Below are 23,804 nucleotides of genomic sequence, written 5' to 3'. Positions count from 1 at the left end.
AAAAAACCCGGCCGAAGCCGGGCTTTTCGTAGGTGCGTCGTGGGCCGGACTAGCGACCGCCGCGCCACTCCGGGACCGGCATCGCGTCCACCGGTACCGTCGGATTGGTCTCTTCCTCGCGCAGATAGGCCGGCAGATCGTCGTCCTGGCGCTTGTGCCCGCGCATGTCGCTCTCGATCTGGTAGTTGCGGCGCTGCAGCCAGGCATCGCGGGTCAGCTGGTACTCGTCCGGTGCCTGGTCGCGCAGGCTGTCCAGCGACAGCAACTGCGCCCGCGTGTCCACCAACTGCAGACCCTGCAGGCCGATGCGCACACGGTCCTCCTCGATCTGCTGCAGCGGCGACAGCGGCGCGTCGCCGACCAGGCCGAACGCGTCGCGTACCGTGCGCGGGCCGAACAACGGCAGTTCCAGATAGCGCGAGCGGCGCCAGCCCCACACGCCCAGGGTCTGGCCGAAGTCCTCGCTGCGTCGCGGCAGGTTGGCGTCGGTGGCCGGGTCGAAGATGCCGCCGATGCCCAGCGTGCTGTTGATCAGGAACCGGCTCAGGGTCTGCCCCGCCTGCAGCGGACGGCCCTGCAGCAGCTGGTTGACCATGGTCAGCGGCGAACTGAGGTTGTCGAAGAAGTTGGTCACGCCCAGCCGTACCGGCCGCGGCACCACGTTGACGTAGGCACGCGCGAGCGGCCGCGCCACGCTGCGGTCGACCACGTTGTTGAAGGCATGCACCTTGCGGTTGAACTTCTCCCACGGGTCGTAGCTCGGCGGTGCCTGCACGCCTGCCGGCAGGGTCGGATCGGCGACCGGGTTGTACGGGTCGCTGCCGTAGATCGCGGCGTAGTCCGCATCGGCGGACGCGGTCGGGTCCTGCGCGGTCGTCGTGGCCGGCGCGGTCGCGGCCGCCTGCGCCGTATCGGCCGTTGCGGCCGCCGTGTCCACGGGGGCCGGTGCGGGGGCCGGCGTGGCGGCGCCGCTGCCGGCCTGGTCCTGCATGGACATGGCCGGGGCGGGCGGGGCCGCCGGCGGAGGCGGCGGCGTGCGCTTGGGTGCGCCGGCGCAGGCGCCCAGGGCGGCGGCCAGGGTCAGGGAGGTGAGGATACGCAGCACGTTCATGTGTCAGCTCGCCGCAGGGGGAGAGTGGAAGTCCAGGGTCGAGGCCAGCCGGTAGGCGGCGCTCAAGTCGGTCAGGCCGGCCGGGGCGCCATGGATGGCGACCTCGGCCTGGCCCTGGGCGCGCAGGCGCGCGGCGAGTTCGGCGAGCAGCGCCAACCCGGCGCTGTCCACCCGCGACACCGCCTGCAGGTCCAGCGCGCGTGCGCCCGGCAGCGCGCGCAGCGCCGCCGGCCACAGCGCGGTGGCCGCCGCACGGTCGAGCACGCCGCTCAGCGCGAGCGTGTCGCCGTCGCGGCGCACCTGCGGCGCATCACTTGCCACTGTTGCTCGCCGGTGCCGCCTGCAGCGTGCCGTTGCGCAGCTCGGCCGCGACCTCGGCGATCGACTTGTTGCGCAGCGGGGTGTCGAACTGGTTGCGGAAGGTCTGCACGTAGGACACGCCCTCGACCATCACGTCGAAGATCTTCCAGCCCGCGCCGGTGTTGCGCAGCAGGTAGTCCACCGGCACCGGGTCGCCGCCGCTGCGCAGCAGCTCGGTGGAGACCTTGACGCCGCGGCCGCCCGGCAGCGGGGTTTCCGACTTCACCCGCACCTGCGGCTTGCCTTCGAAGGTCAGCAGCGAGGTGCCGTAGCGCTGCATCAGGTTGTCGGCCATCGCGTCGCCGAACAGCTTGACGTCGCCGTCGGAGGCGCCGCGGCCATGCACGCCCAGCACCAGGCGGGCGGCGTAGTCGCGGTCGAAGGTCTTGTTCATCTCGCTGTCGATGAACTGGCGCAGCGCGGTGGGGTTGCTCTTGAACTCGCTGCGGCGCTGCTCCAGCGTGGTCAGGATGCGCGTGCTGTTCTCCAGCACCACCTTGCTGGCCGAACCGGCCTGGGTGGCGGAAGCGGCCGGCGCGGCGGCCTGGGCCAGGGCGGCGGAGGGCGCGGCCACGGCCAGCGCGGCGGCGAGAGCGGCGGAAAGCAGTTTGATCGTCATGGCTTGGGTTCCGTTGCGGGCGTGGTGGGGTCGGCCGAGGGTGCGGCAGCGGGCGTTGCGTTCTTGTCGCCGCCGGCGCTGCCGCCGCCGAACATGTACTTGCCGACCAGCTGGATCAGGTCCACCGCCGGCTGGGTGAAGGCGATTTCCTGGCCGGGCTTGAGCGTGTCCGGGTCGCCGCCGGGCTGCAGGCCGACATAGCTCTCGCCCAGCAGGCCGCTGGTCAGGATCGCCGCCGAGGTGTCGGCCGGCAGATCCTTGTACTTGTCGTCGATGGACAGGGTGACGACCGAGTCGAACTTGGTCGGGTCCAGGTCGATCTTGGCGACCTGGCCGATGATGACGCCGCCGATCTTCACCGGCGCCTGCGCACGCAGCTGGCCGATCTGCGAGAAGCGCGCGATCAGGTCGTAGCGGTGGCCGCCGAAGCCCCACTGGCGGTTGGTGGACGCCAGCGCCAGCACCAGCAGCGAGGCCAGGCCCAGCAGCAGGAAGGCGCCGACGGCGAACTCGAGACGGGGACCACGGAGAGCCATAACGTGTCTACCTTGTTGATTCAGCGTGGCCGCGGCGCCAGTGCCGCGACCGGGATGTTGCCGCGGAGCTGGCCGTCGCCGGCCGGCTCCGCGTTGGCGCCGCTCAGCGGAACAGCAGCGCCGACATGACGAAATTGAACATCAGCACCAGCAGCGAGGCGTTGACCACGGCGCGGGTGGTGGCCACCGAGGTGCCCTCGATGGTCGGCTCGGCGTGGAAGCCGACATAGGCCGCCACCAGCGCCGCCGTGCCGCCGAACACCGCCGACTTCAGCATCGCCACGCCGAAGTCGTCCCAGAAATCCACGCTGCTCGACAGCGCCGACCAGAACGTGCCGCGGTCCAGGCCGAGCGCGCCCACCGCCTCGAAATAGCTGGCGCTGATCGCCAGCGAGCAGAAGATGCCGGTCAGCAGCGGCACGGTCAGCACCGCCGCCCAGAAGCGCGGCGCCACCGCCTTGGCCACCGGATCGATCGCCATCAGCTCCAGCGCCTTGATCTGGTCGGTGGCGCGCATCAGGCCCAGTTCGGCGGCGATGGAACTGCCGGCGCGGCCGATGAACAGCAGCGCGGTCAGCACCGGCGCCAGTTCGCGGTACAGCGACAGCCCGAGCAGGGTCGACAGCGCATCGGAGGCGCCGTAGGTCTGCAGCGTGCGGTAGCCCTGCAGGGTCAGCACCAGCCCGACGAAGGCGCCGCCCACGGCGATGATCGGCAGCGAGCGCGCGCCGACCTTGTAGATCTCGCGGATCAGCTCGGCCAGCAGGTCGCGGGTCGGCAGCGAGCCGCGCAGCACGGTCAGGAAGAACAGCCCGGCGCGGCCCAGGGAACGGATCGGGGCAACGATGGCCATCAGGCGGCGCTCCGCGCGCGCTGCGGCGCATCGAACGGGATCGGGCCGTCGGGACGGCCGTGCAGGAACTGCTGCAGCAGCGGATCGCTGCTGGCCTGCAGCGCCTGCGGGGTGCCGGCGAAGACCACGCCGCCGTTGGCGATGGCCACGGCCTGGTCGCAGATCGGCAGGGTCTCGTGGACATGGTGGCTGACGATGATGCTGGTCAGGCCCAGGGTGTGGTTGAGGCGCTGGATCAGGCTCATGATCACGCCGGAGGCGATCGGGTCCAGGCCGGTCAGGGGTTCGTCGTAGATCATCAGCGGCGGATCCAGGGCCAGCGCCCGCGCCAGCGCCACGCGGCGCGCCATGCCGCCGGACAACTCGCGCGGCCAGGCATCGGCGGCGGCCAGCAGGCCGACCGCGTGCAGCTTCAGCGCCACCAGCCGCTGCAGCACCGGCTCGGGCAGGCGGGTGTGGGCGCGCAACGGCAGCGCCACGTTCTCGGCCACGCTCAGGTCGGTGAGCAGGCCATTGCCCTGCAGCAGCACGCCGATGCTCTTGCGCGTCTCGCGCAGCGCGCGGCTGCCGCGCGGCAGCGGCTTGCCGAACACCTCGAGCGTGCCGGCGGCCGGCACCAGTTCGCCGGTCAGCGCCGCCAGCAGCGTGGACTTGCCGCTGCCGGACGGCCCGAGCACGGCGGTGATGCTGCCGCGCGGCACACGCAGCGAGACGTCGCGCAGGATCGCGCGGCCGCCGCGGTCGATGCGCACGCCCGACAACTGCACCAGATTGGGTTCGGAAGACGCCATCGCGACCTTTAACGAAAATACAACATAGGATCGATCCGTTCGGCTGAACTTAACCGAACTGGCCCGTGCAGTATTGTGGCACCGCAAGGGCCGGTGTGCGCGCCGGCTTCGCCCTGTTCGTGCAACAGCGTGTCATGCCGCAGCGTCTCTGCGCGGTCCGCGATCGCGCCGGGCGCGTTGTCGCCGCATGCCGTGTGGACAAATGCCGGCACGTGCTTGTGCGCTTGGCGACGCCACGCGACGATGCCGGCAGGGCGCCCGTGCCGAACCACACCTGGAGTCAAGGATGGAGCTGTTGAGCTTGGAACACTTCGCCGGAAGCGTGAACGAGACGTTCGCGGCGCAGTTGAACGAGGGCGAGGTCGCGTTCGTGCTGGTGGAGGCACGGCCGTTGCCGACGTCTCCCGCGGCGCGGCGCGCCCCGTTCTCGCTGCTGTTCCGCAACGGCTCGGCGTTCCTGTTTCCGCAGCAGACCTACCAGATGCGTCATCCGCGCCTGGGCGAGATCGGCATCTTCCTGGTGCCGGTCGCGCGCGAACGCGACGGCTTCCTGTATCAGGCGGTGTTCAACTGACCCGCGTGCCCGGCCCCGCGCCGGGGCCGTCCCAGCGCATGGCCAGATGGGTCTGGCCGGCTTCGCCGGCGACGAAGCCCAGGCGCGCGTAAAGCCGCTGCGCCTGGGGATTGGCATGCAGCACGTGCAGTGTGAGTGCTCGCCCGTCCGCCTTCGCGAGTGCTTGTGCATGTGCGATCAGCGCGCTGCCGATGCCTTGTCCGCGGCAGTCCGGCAGCAGGCTGATATCGACCAGCACGTGCGGCTCCACGCTGCGGTCCAGGTACAGCCGACCCAGCCGCCCGCGCGGGTCTTCCACGATCAGGAAGTCGGCGGACGGGAAATGCTGCAGATAGTGCGCATGCTGCAAGGCGAACTGCTGGTCGAGAAAGGCGCGCTTGGCCGGTTCCGGCCATGGCACCGCGGCCAGCTCGTCGCGGCGCGTGCTGGCGTACAGGTCGCGCAGCCAGGGCAGGTCGCCCGCGTGCGCGGCGCGCAGCGCCACGCCACGCGTCCGCAGCGCGGCTGGCGCCTCGATGGCCTCGTGCCTGGCGGGAAACGCCGGCACTGGCGCAGCACTGGCCGTGTGGCCGCTCAACTGAAGACGGGGTAGTCCCCGCTGAGCGCGATGCAGAAGTTCACCGCCAGATACGGCTGCCGGTTCTCGTGCGCCAGCCCCTTGCCGGTGGGCATCACCATGGTCGGGGAGAACTGCGTGTTCGGCGCGACGGCCAGGAACGGGCGTTCGCTGGTGCTGTTCAGTGACGACAGGGCGGCACCGCTGGCAGGGGCGCCAGTCTTCTTGGCCGGATCCGGTTGCGAGAACGCATTGACGCCGTGCTGGTGCATCGGGATCTGCGTGCTTTGCAGGCTGACGCCCGCCGATCCGAAGTTGCTGCCCAGCGTGTGCGCAGTCAGGCCGGGCCCCGGGCCTTGCTGGCAGCCGGCGCGCGCGGTGAAGTTCGGCAACTGGAACGTGCTGCTGCCATTGCCACCGTAGGCCACGCCGAGCAGCGAATACAGCGCGCTGTTCTGCGTGATCGGCAGGACGGCGCCGTTGCACAGCGCCCAGCCATAGGGGTTGTAGTCGAAGCCGAACAGCTGGATTTCGCCGAGATAGGGTTCGGTCATGAGCGGATTCCTCCGATGCAGCGGATGCGTGCCGCAGCCATGCCGGCGCGGCGCAGGGATCAGGCCTGTTGCGGGAAGATGCCGGTGGTGGCGATGCAGTACTGCACCGTCAGCGTCGGCATGGTGTTGTCGTGCGGCTGGTTGCCACCGGCGAACGAGGTGCTTTGCGTGGACATTGCCAGCGTGGTGGTACCGCTGATGTCGCTGGCATAGAACAAGGCGCCACTCACGGCGGCTGGGAGCAGACCGGCGGGCGCGGTGGCGGTCGCCGCCTCGGTGGTGGCCTGCGCGGTGTGCGTATGTGCCGGCATCTGCAGGTCGGTCAACGTCACCGTCTCGGTGCCGGCCTTTTGGGCGAGCACGTAGTTGCTGAGCCCCGGCCCCTGGCCCTGATGGATCGGCAGGCGACCGCGCAGATCCGGCACCGCGAAGGTGGTGGTGCCATTGCCGCCGTACGCGGTGCCGAGCAGCACATACAACGGTTCGTACTCGGAGATCTGCAGCAGCGAGCCGTCGCACGCCTGCCAGCCCTGGGGTGTGCGGCCGAAGCCGAACATGCGGATTTCGCCAATGAAAGGGGTGCCCATGAGATGCTTCCTGGTCGATGAGGCGCCACGCGCACGGATGCGCGCTGCGCGCCCGAATGCGGATGCGCCTAGCTGCGCGAGGGGAAGATGCCGGACAGCGCGATGCAGAAATTGATCGTGGTGTACGGCTGTACGTTCGGATGCGGCTGGCTGCCGCCGCTGTTGGCGATGGTGGACTGCGACAGCGGTATCGTCGCGCCTGGCGCCGCATACAACGCATGCGGGGTCCCGGTGGACATGTTGTTGTTCGCGAACAGGCGACCGGTCGGCGTGCGGTTGTCGCCGTTGACGCTGCTGCAATCCAGCAGATGGGTATGTGCGGGCAGATTGTCGCCCACCAGGGTCACCGTCTCCGCGCCGGCGGCCTGGCCCATCGGCAACGCAGGCGGCTGCCACGCCGGATCGGCCGACGGCCCATAGCCCATCGGCGTGCGCCCGCGCATGTCGGGCAAGCCGAACGTGGTCTTGCCATCGCCGCCGAAGCGGGTGCTGAGCAGGCTGAACAGCGCCTGGTTCTGATTGATCGGCAGCAATTGCCCGTTGCACTGCGCGAAATACTTCGGCGCAAACGCGAAACCGGTCAGCATGATCTGACCGATGAAGAACTCGCTCATGCGGATCTCCCCCCGGAGTTGATGGCACAGACCTCGTGTCTGGTGCGCATCTACTTAATCACGACTTCGGCGACATGCAAGAGACGATTTCGCTGAACCAGACAGACATGACGCATTTGTTGCTTTACGTCGCCGCCGACTTGCTGTTCCAATGGCCGCGCGACGCGCATGGCCGATGCTTGGGGGGCCAATGTTCTGCGAAGTCCGAGGCACCAGGATGGCTGCCAGCGCCCATTGGGGTGGCGCGTTTTAGGGGAATCGAAATATGTCTACGAATTGCACCGCGTCGAGCGGTATGCGGCTGACGTTGCGTTGGCTGATGGCGCTGCTGTTGCTGGCGATGTCGCAGGTCTGCCTGGCGGCCGGACCCTACTGCACGACGCCTCAGACCGCGACCGTGAACTCGGGTGGCTCGGTGACGTTCGACGTCAGTAACTGCGACGGGCCCTCCAATACCGGCATGAGCGACGGCGCGCAGCCGTCGCACGGTAACTACGTCCTCACCGGCCAGCTCGACGCGGCCGGCACCGAGCGAGTGACCTACACCAACAACGGCGACGGCGCGACCTCGGACTCGTTCTACCTGCTGGACGAGGACAACAACCAGGTTGTCTTCAACATCACCGTCAACCCCTCGCGCACCGCCAGCATCGCGGTCTCGCCGTCCAGCGCCAACGAGGACAGCGGCACGGCCTTCGTCTACACGGTGACGCTGAGCTCGACCACTAGTTCGGCGACCACGGTGAACCTGACCCGCAGCGGCACGGCCACCAGTGGGACCGACTACACCGGCGCGGTCACCAGCGTGGTGGTGCCGGCCAACGCCAGCTCCGCCAGTTTCAGCATCACCCCGGTCGCCGATAGCACGGTGGAAGCCGACGAGACGGTGATCTTCCAGGTGGCCAGCGGTAGCGGCTACTCGATCGGCAACCCGTCCAGCGCCACCGCCACCATCGTCAACGACGACTATCCCTCGGCGAGCATTGCGGTGTCGCCGGCCAGCGTGGCCGAGGATGGCAGCGCCAATCTCGTCTACACCGTCACCCTGAGCCAGGCGTCGCCGTCGGCGCTGTCGATCGGTTTCAACGTGGGCGGCACCGCGACCTCGGGCACCGACTACGCCGCGGTCAACTCGCCGCTGGTGATTGCGGCCGGCCAGACCAGCGGCACCATCACCATCGATCCCACTCCCGATACCACGGTGGAGCCGGACGAGACCGTGGTGATCAGCCTCAACGCGGGCAGCGGCTACACCGTGGGCTCGCCGTCCAGTGCCACCGGCACCATCCTCAACGACGACCAGCCGGCGCTGTCGATCAACGACGTGTCGCAGAACGAAGGCAATGCCGGCAATACCGCGTTCACCTTCACCGTCTCGCTCAGCCAGCCGGCCGGCACCGGCGGGGTCAGCTTCGACATCGCCACCGCCAACGGCACCGCGACCGCGGGCACCGACTACATCTCCTCCAGCGTGAACGGGCTGACCATTGCGGCCGGCAGCAGCAGCGCCACCTTCACCGTGCAGGTGGTCGGCGACACGCTCAACGAACCCGACGAGACCTTCTTCGTCAACGTCAGCAATGTCAGCGGCGCCACCGTCGCCGACGGGCAGGGCCAGGGGACGATCGTCAACGACGACGCGGCGCCGGCGTTGTCGGTCGGCGACGTCAGCGTCAGCGAAGGCAACAGCGGCACCACCACGGCGACGTTCCCCGTCAGCCTCAGCGCCGCCAGCGGCCAGACCGTCACGGTCAATTACGCGACCGCCGACGGCAGCGCCAACGCGGGCAGCGACTACGTCGCCCGCTCCGGCACGCTGACCTTCTCGCCCGGTACCACGGTGCAGAACGTGGCGGTGACCATCAACGGCGACACCACCGTCGAGCCGGACGAAACCTTCACCCTGAATCTGTCCGGTGCCAGCAACGCCACCATCGCCCGCGCCACCGCGACCGGCACGATCCTCAACGACGATGCGACGGTGACCCTGGCGCCGGCATCGCTGCCTGCCGCCACCGCCGGCAGCGCCTACAGCCAGACCGTGCTCGCCAGCGGCGGCACCGCGCCGTACACCTTCTCGCTCACCGCCGGCGCACTACCGGCGGGCTTGACCCTGAGCAGCGCCGGCGTACTGTCCGGCACGCCCACCGCCAGCGGCAGCTTCAACTTCACCCTGTCCGCGACCGATAGCGGCACGCCCACCAGCGGCAGCCGTGCCTACACGCTGACCGTGGCGGCGCCGACGCTGACCCTGCCGGCGACGACGCTGCCCAACGGCACCGCCGGCCAGGCCTACAGCGCGGCGGTCACCCCGGCCAGCGGCGGCATCGCGCCGTACGCCTACACGGTGAGCGCCGGCGCGTTGCCGGCGGGCGTCACCGTCAACGGTGCCAGCGGCGCGCTGAGCGGTACGCCGACCGTGGCCGGCAACTTCAGCTTCACCCTGACCGCGACCGACAGCACCTCCGGCACCGCGGGACAGGCCGCGCGCAGCTACACGCTGGCGATCGTCTCGCCGACCCTGACCGTCGCCCCGTCCACGCTGCCGTCCGGCACCGCGGGCACCGCCTACAGCCAGACGCTGAGCACCAGCGGCGGCACGGCGCCCTACAGCTATGCGCTCAGCTCCGGCACCCTGCCTGCGGGCCTGAGCCTGAGCGGCGCCGGTGTCCTCTCCGGCACGCCGACCGTGGCCGGCAGCTTCACCTTCGTCATCGGCGTCACCGACGCCGGCGGTTTCGGCGGCTCGCATGCCTATACCCTGGCCATCGCCTCGCCGACGCTGGCCATCACCCCGCCGACCTTGCCGGCCGCGGCGATCGGCGCCAGCTACAGCCAGGCGTTGAGCACCAGCGGCGGCACGGCGCCGTACAGCTATGCGCTCACTGCCGGCGCCCTGCCGAGCGGGATGAGCCTGAGCGCCGGCGGCGTGCTGTCCGGCACGCCGACCGTGGCCGGCAATTTCGCGTTCACCGTGCGCGTCACCGACGCCAACGCCTTCACTGCGGCGCAGGCGTTCACCCTGACGGTCGCGTCGCCGACGTTGACCCTGGTGCCGCCGGCACTGCCGGCCGGCACCGCGGGCACGGCCTACAGCCAGGCGCTCAGCGCCACGGGCGGCACCGCGCCGTACAGCTACAGCATCGCCACCGGTGCTTTGCCGGCCGGCCTGAGCCTGAGCGCCGCCGGCGTGCTCTCCGGCACCCCGACCCAGGCGGGCAGCTTCGTCTTCACCGCGACCGTCACCGACAGCACCGCCGGCGTCCCCGGCCAGGCCAGCCGCAGCTACACGCTGAGCATCGCCGCGCCGACCCTGGCCCCGGGTCAGCCGACCCTGCCTGCCGGCACCGCGGGCACGGCGTACAACCAGACCCTCACCACCAGCGGCGGCACCGCGCCGTACAGCTACAGCGTGGTCAGTGGCGCGTTGCCGACCGGCTTGAGCCTGACCACGGCGGGCGTGCTGTCCGGCACGCCGAGCGCCGCCGGCAGTTTCGCCTTCAGCATCAAGGTGAGCGACGCCAACGGCTTCTCGGCCACGCAGGCCTACACCCTCACCATCGCCTCGGCAGTGCCGGCACCGGTGGCGGCGAACGACACCGGCGCCACCCTGGTGGATACCGCGTTGACCCTGGAGGTGACCGGCAACGACACCGGCAGCATCGACAGCATCGCCGTGGCCACCGCTCCCAGCCATGGCACCGCCACGGTGGATGGCATGCGCCTGGTGTACACGCCGGCCCCCGGCTACGTGGGCGTGGACAGCGTGCACTACACCGCCGTCGGTGCGGGCGGCAGTTCGGCACCGGCCATCGTCACCATCACCGTCAACGCCCGCCCCATCGCGGCGTCGGCGATGGTGCCGGCGGTGACCGGGCAGGCGCAGACCCTGGACGTCACCCGCAACGCCACCGGCGGCCCGTTCGTGGCCGCTGCCGTGGTCGCGGTGCTGCCGGCCAATGCCGGGACCGCGACGATCACCCGGGCCGCCGCCAAGGCCGCCGGCGTGCCGACGGCGGCGGCGGACGAGGGCCCGGGCTTCATGCTCACCTTCGTGCCGAACCCGGCCTTCTCCGGCAACGCCACGGTGCGTTTCACCCTGTCCAACGCGTACGCGACCTCGGCCGAGGCGGACATCGTGTTCATGATCGCGCCGCGCCCGGATCCGACCCAGGATGCGCAGGTGCGTGGCCTGATCGACGCGCAGGCCGAGTCGACCCGGCGCTTCGCCAAGGCGCAGATCGACAACTTCCAGCGCCGCCTGGAGGCGACTCACCGTGGTGCGCGTGGCTTCGACAACGGCGTGAGCTTCCAGGCCACCTCGCACTGCCGCCAGCGCGACCGCACGCTGCAGAGCGACCGCAACCTCGACGCGCAAGCGTGCGACCCGGCCAACGACCTGCACGACAACGCCATGGATGGCGGCGCCGACACCTCGGCAGCGCCGCGCGAGACCGGCACGGCGGCGGGCGACCTCGGCCTGTGGGTGGGCGGTGCGATCCGCTCCGGCAGCCTGGACAAGCAGTCGCAGCGTGCCGGCGTGGATTTCCAGACTGATGGCCTGAGTGTGGGCGCCGACTACCGCGTGTCCCCGTCCTTCGCGCTGGGTGCGGGCGTGGGCTGGGGCCGCGACGACAGCGATGTCGGCCATGACGGCAGCCGCAGCACGTCCACCGCGTACACGCTGGCGCTGTATGCCAGCTATCACCCGGGCCAGACCCTGTTCTTCGACACCCTGGTCGGCTACCAGCTGCTGTCCTACGACCTGCGTCGCTACGTCACCGACAACGGTGCGCTGGCCGAAGGCGACCGCAGCGGCCACCAGTGGATCGCGTCGTTGTCGGCCGGTGCCGACCTGCAGCGCGGCGATTGGCAGATCACCCCGTATGCGCGGGTGGATGCCGCGCGCGCCACGCTCGATGCCTACAGCGAAGCGGCGATGGCGCCGTATGCGTTGCGCTACGACGACATGGACGTGGCCACCACCACCGGCAACCTCGGCCTGCGCGTGGAATGGCGCCGGCAGATGACCTGGGGGCGGTTGACCCCGCAGTTCCGGCTCGAGTACCAGCACGACTTCCAGGGCCGTGGCGACGCCACGCTGGGCTATGCCGACATCGTCGGCGGCACCCTGTACCGCACCGGGCAGAGCGTGTACGACCGCAACCGGCTGATGCTGGGCGTGGGCATGGTGTTCAGCACCGACCAGGGCCTGTCCACGCGCGTGGAATACCGCGGCGTGACCGACGGCGACAGCGGCAGCGACCAGACCTGGATGTTCAACGTCGAAAAGAAGTACTGATGCCGTCGCCCCTCTCCCCCGGGAGAGGGGTTGGGGTGAGGGTCCGGCGCGAAGCGTCTCGCGATGGTTGGGCATGCGAGGCTGCGCCCGTCCCCTCATCCGGCCCTTCGGGCCACCTTCTCCCGGTGGGAGAAGGGAGCGGCTAGCCCCTCTCCCGCCGGGAGAGGGGTTGGGGTGAGGGTGCGGCGCGAAGCGATCCGCGATGTTTGGGCACGCGAGGCTGCGCCCGCACCCTCATCCGGCCCTGCGGGCCACCTTCTCCCGGTGGGAGAAGGGAGCAGCTAGCCCCTCTCCCCCGGGAGAGGGGTTGGGGTGAGGGTCCGGCGCGAAGCGACCCGCGATGCACCCCGCGCAAAAGCGCCGCATGCGCGCATCCGGCACAATGCCCGGCACATGCCTGCCCCATCCGCGCCCGATTTCCGGCTGTATCCGTCCAACGCGCTGGATACCCTGGCCGCCCTGCTCGCCGAAGAACTGCGCCGGCCGCCGCCGGAGCAGCCCTTGCTGGCGCCGGAGGTGGTGCTGATCCCGCAGGTGGCGATGCGGCGCTGGCTGCAGTCGACCCTGGCCGCGGTGCACGGGGTGGCGGCAAACCTGGAATTCCTCACCCCCGGCGAATTTGTCGCGCGCGCGCTGGAGCGCAATCTCGGCGCGGCGGCCGACGACCTGGACATGGCGACCATGCACTGGCGCCTGTACGCCGCCCTGCAGGGCGACCTGGGCAGCGACGCGGCGCTGGCGCCGCTGGCCGGCTATCTGGCCGATGGCGATGCGCTCAAGCCGTGGAGCCTGGCCGGCGAGCTGAGCAACGTGTTCGAGAAGTACCAGGCCTGGCGCCGCGACTGGCTGCTGCGCTGGGAAGGCGGCGCCGACCCGGACGATCCGCAGGCGCGGTTGTGGCGGCGCATCGCCAGCGGCCGCGCCTACCGCGCGCGGCGCATCGGCCAGTACCTGGACCGCTACGCGCGTCCCGATGGCCCATTGCCGCAGGGCCTGCCGCGGCGCCTGTTCGCCTTCGCCGTGCTCAACATTTCCCCGGATGTGCTGCGCGTGCTCGCCACGCAGGCGCGCGCCGGCACGCTGCACTTCTACCTGCCGACCCCGGCGCAGGGCTACTGGGGCGATCTGCAGACGCTGTGGCAGCGCTGCCGCGAGGGCGGGGCGGTGGACCTGTTCGCCGAGCACGTGCAGGAGAACCCGCTGCTGCAGGCCTGGGGCGCGGCCGGGCGCGACTTCATGGCACTGATCGGCGACTACGAGGTGGTGCATCCGCTGGCCGAGATCGCGGTCTACGCCGATCCGCTCGAGTCGGGCCGGCGCGCGCTGGCCGATGGCGGCCTCGGCGACACCCTGCTGCGGCGCATGCAGAGCGACCTGTTCCATCGCCGCGCGCCGGCGCAGCCTGCGCCGCTGGCCGCGGTGGATCCGCACGATCCGAGCCTGCAGGTGCACGCCTGCCACACCCGCCTGCGCGAGCTGCAGGTGCTGCACGATCAACTGCGCGCGCTGCTGGACGATCCGCGCTTCGAGCCGCCGCTGCAGCCGCGCGAGATTGCGGTGCTGTCGCCGGACATCGATCCCTACGTGCCGTACCTGGACGCGGTGTTCGGCGGCCATGCCGGCGACGACGCCTTGCCGTACGCGCTGGCCGACGCCAGCCCGCTGGCCAGCGAGCCGCTGGCCGAGGTGTTCCTGGCGCTGCTGGGCCTGCCGATCGCGCGCTTCGGCCTGCACGAGATCCTGGACCTGCTCGCCAGCGCGCCGATCGCCGAGGCCGCCGGTCTCGACGAGGCCGGGCTGGAACGCCTGCGCAGCTGGCTGCACGCCGCCGGCGCGCGCTGGGGCCTGGACGCGGCGCACCGGCAACGCCACCAGGCGCCGGCCGACGACGCCTACACCTGGCGCTTCGCCCTGGACCGGCTGCTGCTCGGCCACGCCAGCGGCGCCGAGGACGACATCGACGGCGTGGCGCCGTGGCCGCAGCTGGAAGGCAGCGCGCTGGCGGCGCTGGACACGTTGCTGCGCCTGCTGCGTGTGCTCGATCGCCACCAGGCCGCGCTGGCCGAGCCGATGCCGCCGGCGCAGTGGCGCGAAGTGCTGCTGGGCCTGCTCGAGGCGCTGCTGCCGCAGAACCCGTCGGCACCGCGCCAGCAGCGCGCGCTGGAGCGCCTGCGCGCGCTGATCGATCAGTTCGCGCGCGACGCCGCCCGCGCCGACTATGCCGAGGCGGTACCGGCCGAGGTGGTGCGCGCGCACTTCGCCGCGGTGCTGGGCGAATCGGACACGCGCGCGCCGCTGCTCACCGGCGGCATCAGCTTCGGCCGCATGGTGCCGATGCGGCTGCTGCCGTTCCGGGTCATCTGCCTGCTGGGCATGAACGACGGCGATTTCCCGCGCCGTGATCCGGCCGCCGGGCTCAACCGCCTCACCGCCGAACTGGGCACCACGCGCCGCCGCCACGGCGATCGTTCCACCCGCGAGGACGACCGCTTCCTGTTCCTGCAGCTGTTCGCCTCGGCGCAGGAGGTGTTCTACCTGAGCTACCTGGGCGCCGACGCGCGCGACGGCAGCGTGCGCGAACCCTCGCCGCTGGTCGGCGAACTGCTGGCCTGCGCTGCCCAGTACCACGCCGACCCGGCCGCGGCCGCGGCGCTGGTGGTGCGGCATCCGTTGCAGCCGTTCGCCGCCGCCGCGTTCGGCGCCCCCGGTGCCGAGGATGCCGACCCGCGCCGTTTCAGCTACCGCCGGCAATGGCGGCCGGCGGTGGACAGCCTGGTCGGCCAGCGCCAGCCGCTGGCGCCATGGATCGACGCGCTGCCGGCCGCCGCCGACGAGGCGCTGCCGGCGCAGCTGTCCATCGACGACCTGCGCCGGCTGCTGGTCGATCCGGCCGGGCAGTTCCTGCGCCAGCGCCTGGGCCTGCGCCTGCCCGATCCGGCGCAGGCCGACAGCGACCTGGAGCCGCTGCTGGCGCCCAGCCGCGGACTCGATCAGTACGGCCTGCAGCAGCAGGTGTTCGAAGCGGTGCTGCGCGAGGACACCGAGGCGCTGTACGAACGCCTGCGTGCCCGCGCGCTGCTGCCGTCCGGGCCGCTGGGCCGGCGCCAGCTCGACGAGCGCGTACGCCAACTGCGCCCGTACGCCGAGGCGTTCCGGCTGTGGCGCGGCAACGACGATCCGCCGCTGGCGCCGCGGCTGCAGGTGGACCTCGACGGCACCGCGCTGCACGGCCGCCTGCCGGGCTGGTACGCGCCCGGCGTGGCGCGGGTGCAGGTGGGCGCCTTGAGCGGGCGCAGCGCGATCCGCCACGGCCTGGAATGGCTGCTGCTGCGCGCCGCCGGCGAACGCGTCCCCTACGTGCGCTTCTTCGACCATGACGACAGCCTCGGCCCGCATCCGATGGACCGCGAACCGCTGCCCGCCATCCAGGCGCAGCAGGCGCTGGGCGCGCTGCTGCAGCTGTACCGGCATGGGCGGCAGGCGCCGCTGGCGTTCGCGCCGTACAGCAGCTGGAAGTACTACCAGGCCGCGCGCGCCGGCGATCTCGACAAGGCGATCAAGGACGCCGCCGCGCAGTGGCAGGCCAGCTTCGGCTGGAGCGAGGCCGACAGCCCGGAACTGCGCCTGGTCGGCCGCGGCCGCGACCCGTTCGCCGACGCGCAGCGCTTCGCCGACTTCGCCGCCACCAGCCAGCGCGTGTTCGGCCTGCTCGAACAGGGGGACGCCGGCCCCGCGCTCGATCCCGACCGGCTGAGCGAAAGCTGGCAGCGCTGGCGCGGTACCCAGGAGGACGCCGAATGAGCGCCGCGCCCGACCGCGACCCCTACCTGCAGTTGCCGCTGCACGGCGTGCGCCTGATCGAGGCCAGCGCCGGCACCGGCAAGACCTTCACCCTGGCCACCCTGTTCACCCGCCTGGTGGTCGAACGCGGCCTGCGCCTGGGCCAACTCCTCGCCGTCACCTTCACCGAGGCCGCCACCCAGGAACTGCGCCGGCGCATCCGCGAGCGCCTGGCGCTGGCGGCGACGCTGGTGCCGGACGCCGATGGAAGCCTCGTAGGAGCGGCTCTTGTCCCCTTTTCGGGATCAGCCGCGACCGACCACGCGACCGACCCATCGCGCCCAACCCCGCAACACGACCCACCCGACGTCGTCCTCACCCGCGACATCCTCACCGCGCACCTGGCCACCGGCAGCGAAACCCCCACCGCCCTGCGCCGCCGCCTGCAGCAGGCCGCCGAGGACATCGACCTCGCCGCCATCTTCACCATCCACGGCTTCTGCGCGCGCGTACTGCGCGAGCATGCGCTGGAAAGCGGCCAGGCCTTCGCCGCGCCGCAACTGCTCACCGACGACCGCGAACTGCTGCACGACGTCGCTGCCGACCTGTGGCGGCAACGCGCCGCCGATCCGGCGATGGCCGAGGACCTGGTGGCGCTGTGGCCGGGCGGGCCGGACGGCATGGCCATCGATCTGCGCGAACTGGTGCGGCATCCGACCCTGCTGCCGGCCGCGCCGGTCTTCGCCGCCGAAGACGGCGACGTGCTGCAACAGGCCGCGCAGCGTGCCGGCGTGGCGCTGGCCGAAGCGTTCCGCACCCACGGCACCGCCTGTTTCGAGGCGATCGCCGCGGCGATGGAGGCCGGCGTGCTGAGCAAGGTCAGCTACAAGCCCGACTGGCTGACCGCGCTGTGGCACTGGCTGGACGCCTTCGCCGCGGCGCCGGCGGCGGACGCGCCGCCGCACCCGAAGCTGGTCAAGCTCACCGCCACTGAACTGGCCGCCGGCACCAACAAGAAGCACGCCGAGCGCACCCCGGCCTCGCCGCTGAGCCACGCCATCGACGGCTACCTGGCCGCATTGGCGCAACTGGCGCAGTGGCGCACGCAACGCCGCATCTGCCTATTGCACGCGCTGCGCGCCGACGCGGCGGAGCGGCTGGCCTATCTCAAGCGCCAGCGCCGCGTGCAGACCTACGACGACCTGGTCGAGGGCGTGGCGCGCGCGCTGGAAGGCCCGCACGGCGCCGCTCTGGCGCAGCGGCTGCGCGCGCAGTACGCGGTGGCCCTGGTGGACGAATTCCAGGACACCGACGATCGCCAGTGGACGATCTTCCGCAAGGTGTTCGCTCCAGAGACGGCAGGCTCCTCTGCGGCGCAAGACGATACGGCGATCGCATCGCTGCTAGCACCCGACGACACGCCGCCGCTGCTCGCCCTGATCGGCGACCCCAAGCAGGCCATCTACGGCTTCCGCGGCGGCGACGTGCGCACCTACCTGGCGGCCGCCGCGGACGCCGAACGCGCGCCGCCGCTGGCGCACAACTTCCGCTCGCGCCCCGCGCTGCTGGCGGCGATCGACGCGCTGTACGCGCAAGCCGGCTACGCCGAGGCCTTCCTCACCGACGGCATCGCCTTCCACCCGGTGCAGCCGGGCAGCAAGCGCGTCGATGCCGACCTGCAGCGCAACGGCACACCGGCCCCGGCGCTGACCGTGTGGCGCGCGCCGGAACCGCCACCGCCGCCGGCCACCGCCAAGGCACCCGGAAAACCCAAGCCCTGGAGCGCCGGCCGCGCCCGCGAGCTGTGCACCGCCGCCTGCGTCGCGGCGATCCGCGGCTGGCTGGCCGATGCGCGCGACGGCAACGCCACGTTGCTCGGCCGCCCTGTGCAGGCCGGCGACATCGCCGTGCTGGTGCGCAGCCACGGCGAGGCCACGCGCATCCAGCAGGCGCTGGCCGCCGCCGGCATCCCCGCAGTCGCCGCCGGCCGCCGCAGCCTGTTCGCCACCGACGAGGCGCTGGAACTGCTGGCGCTGCTGCAGGCGCTGCTCGACCCCGGCGACGACGGCCGCCTGCGCGCCGCACTGGCCACTGTGCTGATCGGCGAGGACGCCGCGGCCATCGCCGCACTCGACCACGACGGCGAGCGTCATCGCCGCTGGCAGCAACAGGCGCTGGACTGGCGCGAGCGCTGGCAGCGCGGCGGCCCGCTGGCGCTGATCGGCGACCTCGGCGCCGCGCACGGGCAGCGCCTGCTGGCGCTGGTCGACGGCGAGCGCCGCCTCACCAACTACCTGCAGCTGGCCGAACTGCTGCAGGAAGCCGACACCCGCGCGCTCGGCCCGCACGGCCTGGTCGACTGGCTGGCGCGGCGCATCGCCAATGCCGACGACAGCGACGAAGCGCAGCAGCTGCGGCTGGAGTCGGATGCGCGCCGCGTGCAGATCGTCACCCTGCACAAGAGCAAGGGCCTGGAGTATCCGCTGGTGTTCCTGCCGTACGCCGGCATCGGTCGCAGCGAGCGCAGCCCCGGGCGGCACTGCGTGGTGCCGGCACCTCAGGGCGGGCGCCAGTTGCAATGGAACACCGGCCGCAGCGGCGGCGCATCCGATCCGGCCTGGGAGACGGCCGAAGCCGCGTGGAAACAGGAACAGCGCGCCGAGGACGCGCGCCTGCTCTACGTCGGCCTGACCCGCGCCGAACATGCGCTGTGGATCGCCACCGGCGCCTTCCCGCAGCACGAGCGCACCGCGCTGGCGCCGATGCTGCGCGATCTCGACGCCCTGCAGGCCGCCGCCGCGCCCGGCGCCATCGCCCTCGACAGCACCCCGCCGCCGGCGCAGTTGCCGCGGCTGCCCCCCGAGCCGGCGCCGCCGGTACCGCCAGCGCGCGTGCCGCAGCGGCGGGTGCTGCCGGAGTGGTGGGTGTACAGCTTCACCCAACTGGCCAATGCCGATGCCGGCAGCGACCCGATGGCCAGCGCCACGGTGCCCAGCAGCGGCGGCAGCGACGAACCCGCCGCCAGCGAGCCGGTCAGCGCCGCGGTGGAGGTGGACATGGTCGACCGCCGCTTCGTCGGCAACCGTTTCGGCGTGGCCATGCACGACGTATTCGAGCGCTGCGACTTCGCCGCCTGGCGCGACTGGCGGCCGGGCCAGCCGGCGCCGGCCGGGCAGGTCACCGCCATCGTCGAAGCGCTGCAGCGCGGCGGCTACGCCGAGGACGAACTGGAAGACGGCACCGCCATGCTCACCGCCCTGGTCGGCCATACCCTCACCGTGGCGCTGCCGGAAGGCACCTGCCTGGCCGCGGTGCCGGAGGAGCAGCGGCGCAACGAAATGGAATTTCACTTCGCGATGCGCCCGACCCGCGTCGACGCACTGCTGGCGCTGCTGCACCGCTTCGGCGTGGCCGGCGAGCGCCAGGCGTTCGGCGCGCGGCAGCGCCTGGAGGGGCTGATGACCGGCCTGATCGACCTCACCTACCACCACGACGGCCGCTGGTACGTGCTCGACTACAAGTCCAACCGCCTGCCGGCCTACGGCCCCGACGCCTTGGCGCGGGCGATGGCGCACAGCGAGTACACCCTGCAGGCGCTGATCTACACCGTGGCCCTGCACCGCTGGCTGCGCTTTCGCCTGGGCGAGGGCTACGACTACGCCCGCGACTTCGGCGGCGTGCGCTACCTGTTCTGCCGCGGCCTCGACGCCGCCCGCGACCCATCGCCGGGCGTGCACGCCTGGCGCTTCGACCCGCACCTGATCGAAGGCGTCGACGCCCTCTTCGCCGGCGCCCCGGCTGAGCCCCTCTCCCCTCGGGAGAGGGGTTGGGGTGAGGGTGCGTCCGCCCACGGAGCCCCCACCCCGTGAGCCAACCCACCAACCTCCTGGCTACCCTCTACCGCACCGGCACCCTGCGCACGCTGGACCATGCCTTCGCGCACAGCCTGGCCCGCCTCGACCCGGACACGCCCGACCTGGTCCTGGCCGGCGCCGCCCTGGCCTCGCTGGCGGTGGCCAGCGGCCACGCCGGCCTCGACCCGGCGCGCGCCAGCCTCCTGCTCGACAGCCGCGATGCCGCCCCGCCGGCGCTGCCCACCGCGGACGACTGGACCCGCGCCCTGGCCGCTTCGCGCTGGGTCGCACAACCCGCTGCCGAAGACCCCGCCAGCCCCGACTGCCCACTCGTACTCGAACACGGTCTGCTCTACCTGCGCCGCTACCGCGAGTACGAGCGACGCCTGGCCATGGGCCTGCGCCGCCTCGCCGCGCAGCCGCTGCCGCACAGTGACCTCGCCGCCCTCGCACCCCTTTTCGCCCAGCTCTTTCCTCTCCCCCCGGGAGAGGGTGCCCGCGGGGCGGGTGAGGGCACGACCGCCAACGATCCATCAGACCGCCAGGCCCAAGCTGCCGCGCTCGCCCTGCGCCGCGCCCTGCTGCTTGTGACCGGCGGCCCCGGCACCGGCAAGACCACCACCATCGCCCGCCTGTTGCTGCTGCGCATTGCCCAGGCCCGCACCGCCGGCCTGCCGCCGCCGCGCATCGCCCTGGCCGCGCCCACCGGCCGCGCCGCCGAGCGCATGGCCGAGAGCCTGCGCGCCGCAGTGGCGCGCGCCCTCGCCGACGGCATCGACCCGGCCCTGGCCGAGGCCCTGCCGGCCGGCGCCAGCACCCTGCATCGCCTGCTCGGCGTCATCCCCGACCTGCCGCGCTTCCGCCACGACGCCGACAACCCGCTGCCGTTCGACCTGATCGTGATCGACGAAGCCTCCATGGTCGACCTGCCGCTGATGTGCAAGCTGGTCGAAGCCGTGGCCGACGGCGCGCAACTGATCCTGCTCGGCGACGCCGACCAGTTGCCCTCGGTGGAAGCCGGCGACGTGCTCGCCGCGATCCTGCAGGCCGCCGGCCCCGGCGACGCGCTGCAGGCCGACGACGCGCAGGCGCTGCAGCCGCTGCTCGGCCACGGCCCGGTCGCCCGCGACCAAGGCGGCCTGGCCGGGCACCGCGTGCACCTGCTGCGCGGCTATCGCCAGGCCCAGGACTTCGCCCTGGCGCCGCTGGCCGACGCGGTGCGCAGCGGCGATGCCGACGGCGCCCTGCGCCTGCTGCGCGACAGCCAACTCGCCGGCGTGCACTTCCACGACGGCGTCGACGACGCGCTCGCCGCCGGCGGCGACGCCCTGCTCGCGCACTGGCGCGCCCTCGGCGCCACCGACGATCCGGCGCAAGCCCTGCGCGCCGCTGCGCGCCTGCGCCTGCTCACCGCCGTGCGCGCCGGCCCGCAGGGCGCGCGCGGACTCAACGCGCGCATCGAACAACTGCTGGCCGAGACCGCCAGCGGCGCACGCCGCCTCGGCGCCGCCTCGCCCTGGTTCCACGGCCGCCTGCTGCTGATCACCGAGAACAGCTACCGCCACGGCCTGTTCAACGGCGACGTCGGCATTTGCTTGCGCGACGCGCAGGGCACTCTGGTCGCCTGGTTCGACGGCGCCGGCGACGGCCAGGTCCGCGGCTTCCACCCGGCCGCGCTACCCGCGCACGAGAGCGCCTTCGCCATGACCGTGCACAAGGCCCAGGGCAGCGAGTTCGATGAGGTGTGGCTGCAATTGCCGGCCCGCGACGCCCGCGTGCTCAGCCGCGAACTGGTCTACACCGGCATCACCCGCGCCCGCCGCGCGCTGCACATCGCCGCCAGCGAACCGGTGCTGCGCGCCGCGCTGGCCCGGCATGCGGCGCGGATCTCGGGGTTGGCGTGGCGGTTGGGTGGAGAGCGCATCGCGGCGTCGTCGGAAGCGGCCGCGCCGGCCGCAGCGCCGATACAGGGATCGCTGTTCTAGCCATCGGTGCGCCATGCGATGATCCGACCACCTTCTCGTGTCCAGCCCGCATGCTCAGGATCGTCTTCGCGCTCGTCGCCTTGCTTGCGTCATTCGCTGGCGTTGCCGGCGAGGCGACCCAGGCACCCGCCAGTGCCCGTCCGGTCGCCGTCCTGCTCATCACCGATCCGTGGGCGATGGTCATTGGCGCGGACACACCGTGGTTCGCGCTCTACGACGATGGCCGCGTCATCTTCGTCGAGAAGACCAACGCGGGCGCGTACACCCACATGACCGCACGTTTGAGCCCGGCGCAGTTGGCCGACGTCGAGGCCACGCTGCGTGGCTTCATCTCGGAACCGGTTCCGAAGAAGATCGACTTGCGACCCAATTGGACAGATCGACCCACGTCGTATCTGTTCCTGGATGTGGATGGACGCAAGCTCATGACCGAGGTGCACGGCCTTGGCCATGCCACCGCGGGCGTCGCCTTGCGCCGCGCAGGCGAGAAGCAGCCCGACGTGTTGCCGGCCAACATCGCCGGCCTGCATCGGTATCTCGCCGACTTCCACGTGGCGAGCGCCACCAAGTGGATTCCCGATCGATTGGAGGTCATGTTCTGGGACTACAGCTATGCCCCCGATGCCTCCATCGTCTGGCCGGCCAGTTGGCCGGGCCTGGAGGATCCCACCACGCTGAAGCGTGGCGATGACTATTCGATCTTCCTGCCGGGCACGCAAGAGCCGGCACTGATCGCCTTCCTTGCACGTCGCAAGAAGAAGGGCGCGATCGCACTTGGCGGCAGGAAATGGGCGGTGGACTACCGGCCCGTGTTTCCGCAGTGGCGGGCCGCGTTTCGTGAACCATAGCGGCATCCACCAGGCGGCCGGATCGTGCTGGCCGCCACGGGCTCCCAGGCAGGCTAGATGGCCATGACCCCGCCATCGACGAACAGTTCCTGTCCCGCGATGAAGCCGGACGCGTCCGAGGCCAGGAACAGCACCGCCTCCGCGATTTCCTCCGCATCGCCCAGCCGCCCGAACGGGATCATCTGCTTGAACGCCGCCTCGGCATCCGCATTGGCTTCCAGATAGGTCTGCATGGCCGGCGTGTGGACCATGCCGGGCGACACCACGTTCACCCTGATGCCGCGGCTTTTCAGGTCGGTCGTCCAGGTGCGCGCGAAGGAGCGGATGGCCGCCTTCGTGGCGCTGTACACCGAGAGCGCGCCGATCCCCTTGCTGCCGGCCACCGAGCCGGCCAGGATCACCGCGCCGCCGGTCGCCATCAGCGGCAGCGCCTTCTGCACGGTGAAGACCGTGCCCTTGATGTTGGTTGCCAGCAGGCGCTCCAGGTGCGCGACGTCGATCTCGCCCAGCGCCGCCGACTCGGAAACGCCCGCGTTGGCGAACACCACATCCAGCCGGCCATGGTCCTGCTGGATGCGCGCATAGAGCCGATCCATGTCCTCGGGAACGCCGACGTCGCCCTGCACGCCCACCGCGCCGCCGCCGATCTCCGCCACGGCCGCGTCCAGCCGGTCCTGCCGTCGCCCCGTGATGTAGACCTGCGCGCCTTCCCGCGCAAACGCCCTCGCCGTCACCAGGCCGATGCCGTCGGTGCCGCCGGTGATTGCGACCACCTTGCCCTCGAATCGCTTGTCCATCTCGCTGCCCTTGATAAGTGGAGGATTGCTCCACTTAATATACGGAGGTAGCCTCCGTTTCCACAAGCCACCTCGGAACACCC

The 23,804-nt window shown here is 71.6% G+C and carries 17 protein-coding genes; 6 read left to right on the top strand and 11 right to left on the bottom strand.

Annotated features, from left to right (window positions below):
* Nucleotides 1–49 precede the first annotated feature (49 nt).
* The 6 genes from Q7W82_RS02545 to Q7W82_RS02520 form a co-directional block, all read right to left on the bottom strand.
* Nucleotides 50–1,111, bottom strand: a complete 1,062-nt coding sequence (locus tag Q7W82_RS02545; RefSeq protein ID WP_242161507.1) for a VacJ family lipoprotein — start codon at nucleotides 1,109–1,111, stop codon at nucleotides 50–52.
* 3 nt (nucleotides 1,112–1,114) lie between these two features.
* On the bottom strand, nucleotides 1,115–1,432 hold the full coding sequence (locus Q7W82_RS02540) for an STAS domain-containing protein (protein WP_160962019.1): 318 nt from the start codon (nucleotides 1,430–1,432) through the stop codon (nucleotides 1,115–1,117).
* Nucleotides 1,422–2,090 carry an ABC transporter substrate-binding protein gene (locus Q7W82_RS02535; protein ID WP_242161506.1) on the bottom strand — a complete coding sequence of 223 codons (669 nt, stop codon included), beginning with the start codon at nucleotides 2,088–2,090 and terminating at the stop codon, nucleotides 1,422–1,424. The genes Q7W82_RS02540 and Q7W82_RS02535 overlap by 11 nt, the downstream gene beginning before the upstream one ends.
* Complete coding sequence (gene mlaD, locus Q7W82_RS02530; protein WP_019796169.1) at nucleotides 2,087–2,626, bottom strand: outer membrane lipid asymmetry maintenance protein MlaD; 540 nt, start codon at nucleotides 2,624–2,626, stop codon at nucleotides 2,087–2,089. Before mlaD ends, Q7W82_RS02535 begins: the two co-directional genes overlap by 4 nt.
* Nucleotides 2,627–2,729: 103 nt before the next feature.
* The gene (locus Q7W82_RS02525; RefSeq protein ID WP_010341089.1) at nucleotides 2,730–3,479 is read right to left on the bottom strand and encodes an MlaE family lipid ABC transporter permease subunit; all 750 of its coding nucleotides are present in this window, start codon (nucleotides 3,477–3,479) and stop codon (nucleotides 2,730–2,732) included.
* Nucleotides 3,479–4,270, bottom strand: a complete 792-nt coding sequence (locus tag Q7W82_RS02520; RefSeq protein ID WP_242161505.1) for an ATP-binding cassette domain-containing protein — start codon at nucleotides 4,268–4,270, stop codon at nucleotides 3,479–3,481. The genes Q7W82_RS02525 and Q7W82_RS02520 overlap by 1 nt, the downstream gene beginning before the upstream one ends.
* Nucleotides 4,271–4,556: 286 nt before the next feature.
* Between Q7W82_RS02520 and Q7W82_RS02515 the strand changes: the two genes are divergently transcribed.
* The gene (locus Q7W82_RS02515) at nucleotides 4,557–4,844 is read left to right on the top strand and encodes a hypothetical protein (RefSeq protein WP_019797426.1); all 288 of its coding nucleotides are present in this window, start codon (nucleotides 4,557–4,559) and stop codon (nucleotides 4,842–4,844) included.
* On the opposite strand, the gene Q7W82_RS02510 is transcribed toward Q7W82_RS02515, so the two are convergent.
* From Q7W82_RS02510 to Q7W82_RS02495, 4 genes are all read right to left on the bottom strand, one after another.
* The gene (locus Q7W82_RS02510; RefSeq protein ID WP_242161510.1) at nucleotides 4,837–5,361 is read right to left on the bottom strand and encodes a GNAT family N-acetyltransferase; all 525 of its coding nucleotides are present in this window, start codon (nucleotides 5,359–5,361) and stop codon (nucleotides 4,837–4,839) included. The two genes, Q7W82_RS02515 and Q7W82_RS02510, sit on opposite strands and share 8 nt — an antisense overlap.
* 56 nt (nucleotides 5,362–5,417) lie before the next feature.
* Nucleotides 5,418–5,954, bottom strand: a complete 537-nt coding sequence (locus Q7W82_RS02505; protein WP_242161504.1) for a tail fiber protein — start codon at nucleotides 5,952–5,954, stop codon at nucleotides 5,418–5,420.
* 59 nt (nucleotides 5,955–6,013) lie between these two features.
* Entirely contained in the window at nucleotides 6,014–6,541 is a 528-nt protein-coding gene (locus Q7W82_RS02500) for a tail fiber protein (RefSeq protein WP_242161503.1), read from the bottom strand.
* A 68-nt stretch (nucleotides 6,542–6,609) separates the two neighbouring features.
* Nucleotides 6,610–7,155: a tail fiber protein gene (locus Q7W82_RS02495; protein WP_019797430.1), complete on the bottom strand. Its 546-nt coding sequence runs from the start codon at nucleotides 7,153–7,155 to the stop codon at nucleotides 6,610–6,612.
* Between the two features lie 295 nt (nucleotides 7,156–7,450).
* Here Q7W82_RS02495 and Q7W82_RS02490 point away from each other — a divergent pair, with 295 nt between their 5' ends.
* The 5 genes from Q7W82_RS02490 (at nucleotide 7,451) to Q7W82_RS02470 (ending at nucleotide 22,924) form a co-directional block, all read left to right on the top strand.
* Nucleotides 7,451–12,457 carry a putative Ig domain-containing protein gene (locus tag Q7W82_RS02490; RefSeq protein ID WP_242161502.1) on the top strand — a complete coding sequence of 1,669 codons (5,007 nt, stop codon included), beginning with the start codon at nucleotides 7,451–7,453 and terminating at the stop codon, nucleotides 12,455–12,457.
* A 393-nt stretch (nucleotides 12,458–12,850) separates the two neighbouring features.
* Entirely contained in the window at nucleotides 12,851–16,258 is a 3,408-nt protein-coding gene (gene recC, locus Q7W82_RS02485; RefSeq protein WP_242161500.1) for an exodeoxyribonuclease V subunit gamma, read from the top strand.
* Nucleotides 16,255–20,106, top strand: coding sequence for an exodeoxyribonuclease V subunit beta (recB, locus tag Q7W82_RS02480; RefSeq protein ID WP_242161498.1), 3,852 nt, complete (start codon nucleotides 16,255–16,257; stop codon nucleotides 20,104–20,106). The genes recC and recB overlap by 4 nt, the downstream gene beginning before the upstream one ends.
* Nucleotides 20,103–22,076, top strand: a complete 1,974-nt coding sequence (recD, locus tag Q7W82_RS02475) for an exodeoxyribonuclease V subunit alpha (protein ID WP_242161496.1) — start codon at nucleotides 20,103–20,105, stop codon at nucleotides 22,074–22,076. The genes recB and recD overlap by 4 nt, the downstream gene beginning before the upstream one ends.
* Nucleotides 22,077–22,126: 50 nt before the next feature.
* Nucleotides 22,127–22,924, top strand: a complete 798-nt coding sequence (locus tag Q7W82_RS02470; protein WP_242161494.1) for a hypothetical protein — start codon at nucleotides 22,127–22,129, stop codon at nucleotides 22,922–22,924.
* Nucleotides 22,925–22,977: 53 nt separating this feature from the next.
* Here Q7W82_RS02470 and Q7W82_RS02465 read toward each other — a convergent pair whose 3' ends face one another.
* Nucleotides 22,978–23,721, bottom strand: coding sequence for an SDR family oxidoreductase (locus tag Q7W82_RS02465; protein WP_242161493.1), 744 nt, complete (start codon nucleotides 23,719–23,721; stop codon nucleotides 22,978–22,980).
* Between the last annotated feature and the right edge of the window lie 83 nt (nucleotides 23,722–23,804).

This window comes from Xanthomonas indica (genome assembly GCF_040529045.1).
Classification (GTDB): domain Bacteria; phylum Pseudomonadota; class Gammaproteobacteria; order Xanthomonadales; family Xanthomonadaceae; genus Xanthomonas_A; species Xanthomonas_A indica.
Note: the sequence above shows the minus strand (reverse complement) of the source record. Positions and strands in the feature narration are given on the sequence as shown.

Coding starts and splice junctions, on each gene's coding strand:
- Q7W82_RS02495 (WP_019797430.1), bottom strand. CDS start 7,155: ATGAGCGAGTTCTTCATCGGTCAGATCATGCTGACCGGTTTCGCGTTT.
- Q7W82_RS02520 (WP_242161505.1), bottom strand. CDS start 4,270: ATGGCGTCTTCCGAACCCAATCTGGTGCAGTTGTCGGGCGTGCGCATC.
- Q7W82_RS02465 (WP_242161493.1), bottom strand. CDS start 23,721: ATGGACAAGCGATTCGAGGGCAAGGTGGTCGCAATCACCGGCGGCACC.
- Q7W82_RS02490 (WP_242161502.1), top strand. CDS start 7,451: ATGCGGCTGACGTTGCGTTGGCTGATGGCGCTGCTGTTGCTGGCGATG.
- Q7W82_RS02505 (WP_242161504.1), bottom strand. CDS start 5,954: ATGACCGAACCCTATCTCGGCGAAATCCAGCTGTTCGGCTTCGACTAC.
- Q7W82_RS02470 (WP_242161494.1), top strand. CDS start 22,127: ATGCTCAGGATCGTCTTCGCGCTCGTCGCCTTGCTTGCGTCATTCGCT.
- recB (WP_242161498.1), top strand. CDS start 16,255: ATGAGCGCCGCGCCCGACCGCGACCCCTACCTGCAGTTGCCGCTGCAC.
- Q7W82_RS02500 (WP_242161503.1), bottom strand. CDS start 6,541: ATGGGCACCCCTTTCATTGGCGAAATCCGCATGTTCGGCTTCGGCCGC.
- recC (WP_242161500.1), top strand. CDS start 12,851: ATGCCTGCCCCATCCGCGCCCGATTTCCGGCTGTATCCGTCCAACGCG.
- Q7W82_RS02515 (WP_019797426.1), top strand. CDS start 4,557: ATGGAGCTGTTGAGCTTGGAACACTTCGCCGGAAGCGTGAACGAGACG.
- mlaD (WP_019796169.1), bottom strand. CDS start 2,626: ATGGCTCTCCGTGGTCCCCGTCTCGAGTTCGCCGTCGGCGCCTTCCTG.
- Q7W82_RS02525 (WP_010341089.1), bottom strand. CDS start 3,479: ATGGCCATCGTTGCCCCGATCCGTTCCCTGGGCCGCGCCGGGCTGTTC.
- Q7W82_RS02545 (WP_242161507.1), bottom strand. CDS start 1,111: ATGAACGTGCTGCGTATCCTCACCTCCCTGACCCTGGCCGCCGCCCTG.
- Q7W82_RS02535 (WP_242161506.1), bottom strand. CDS start 2,090: ATGACGATCAAACTGCTTTCCGCCGCTCTCGCCGCCGCGCTGGCCGTG.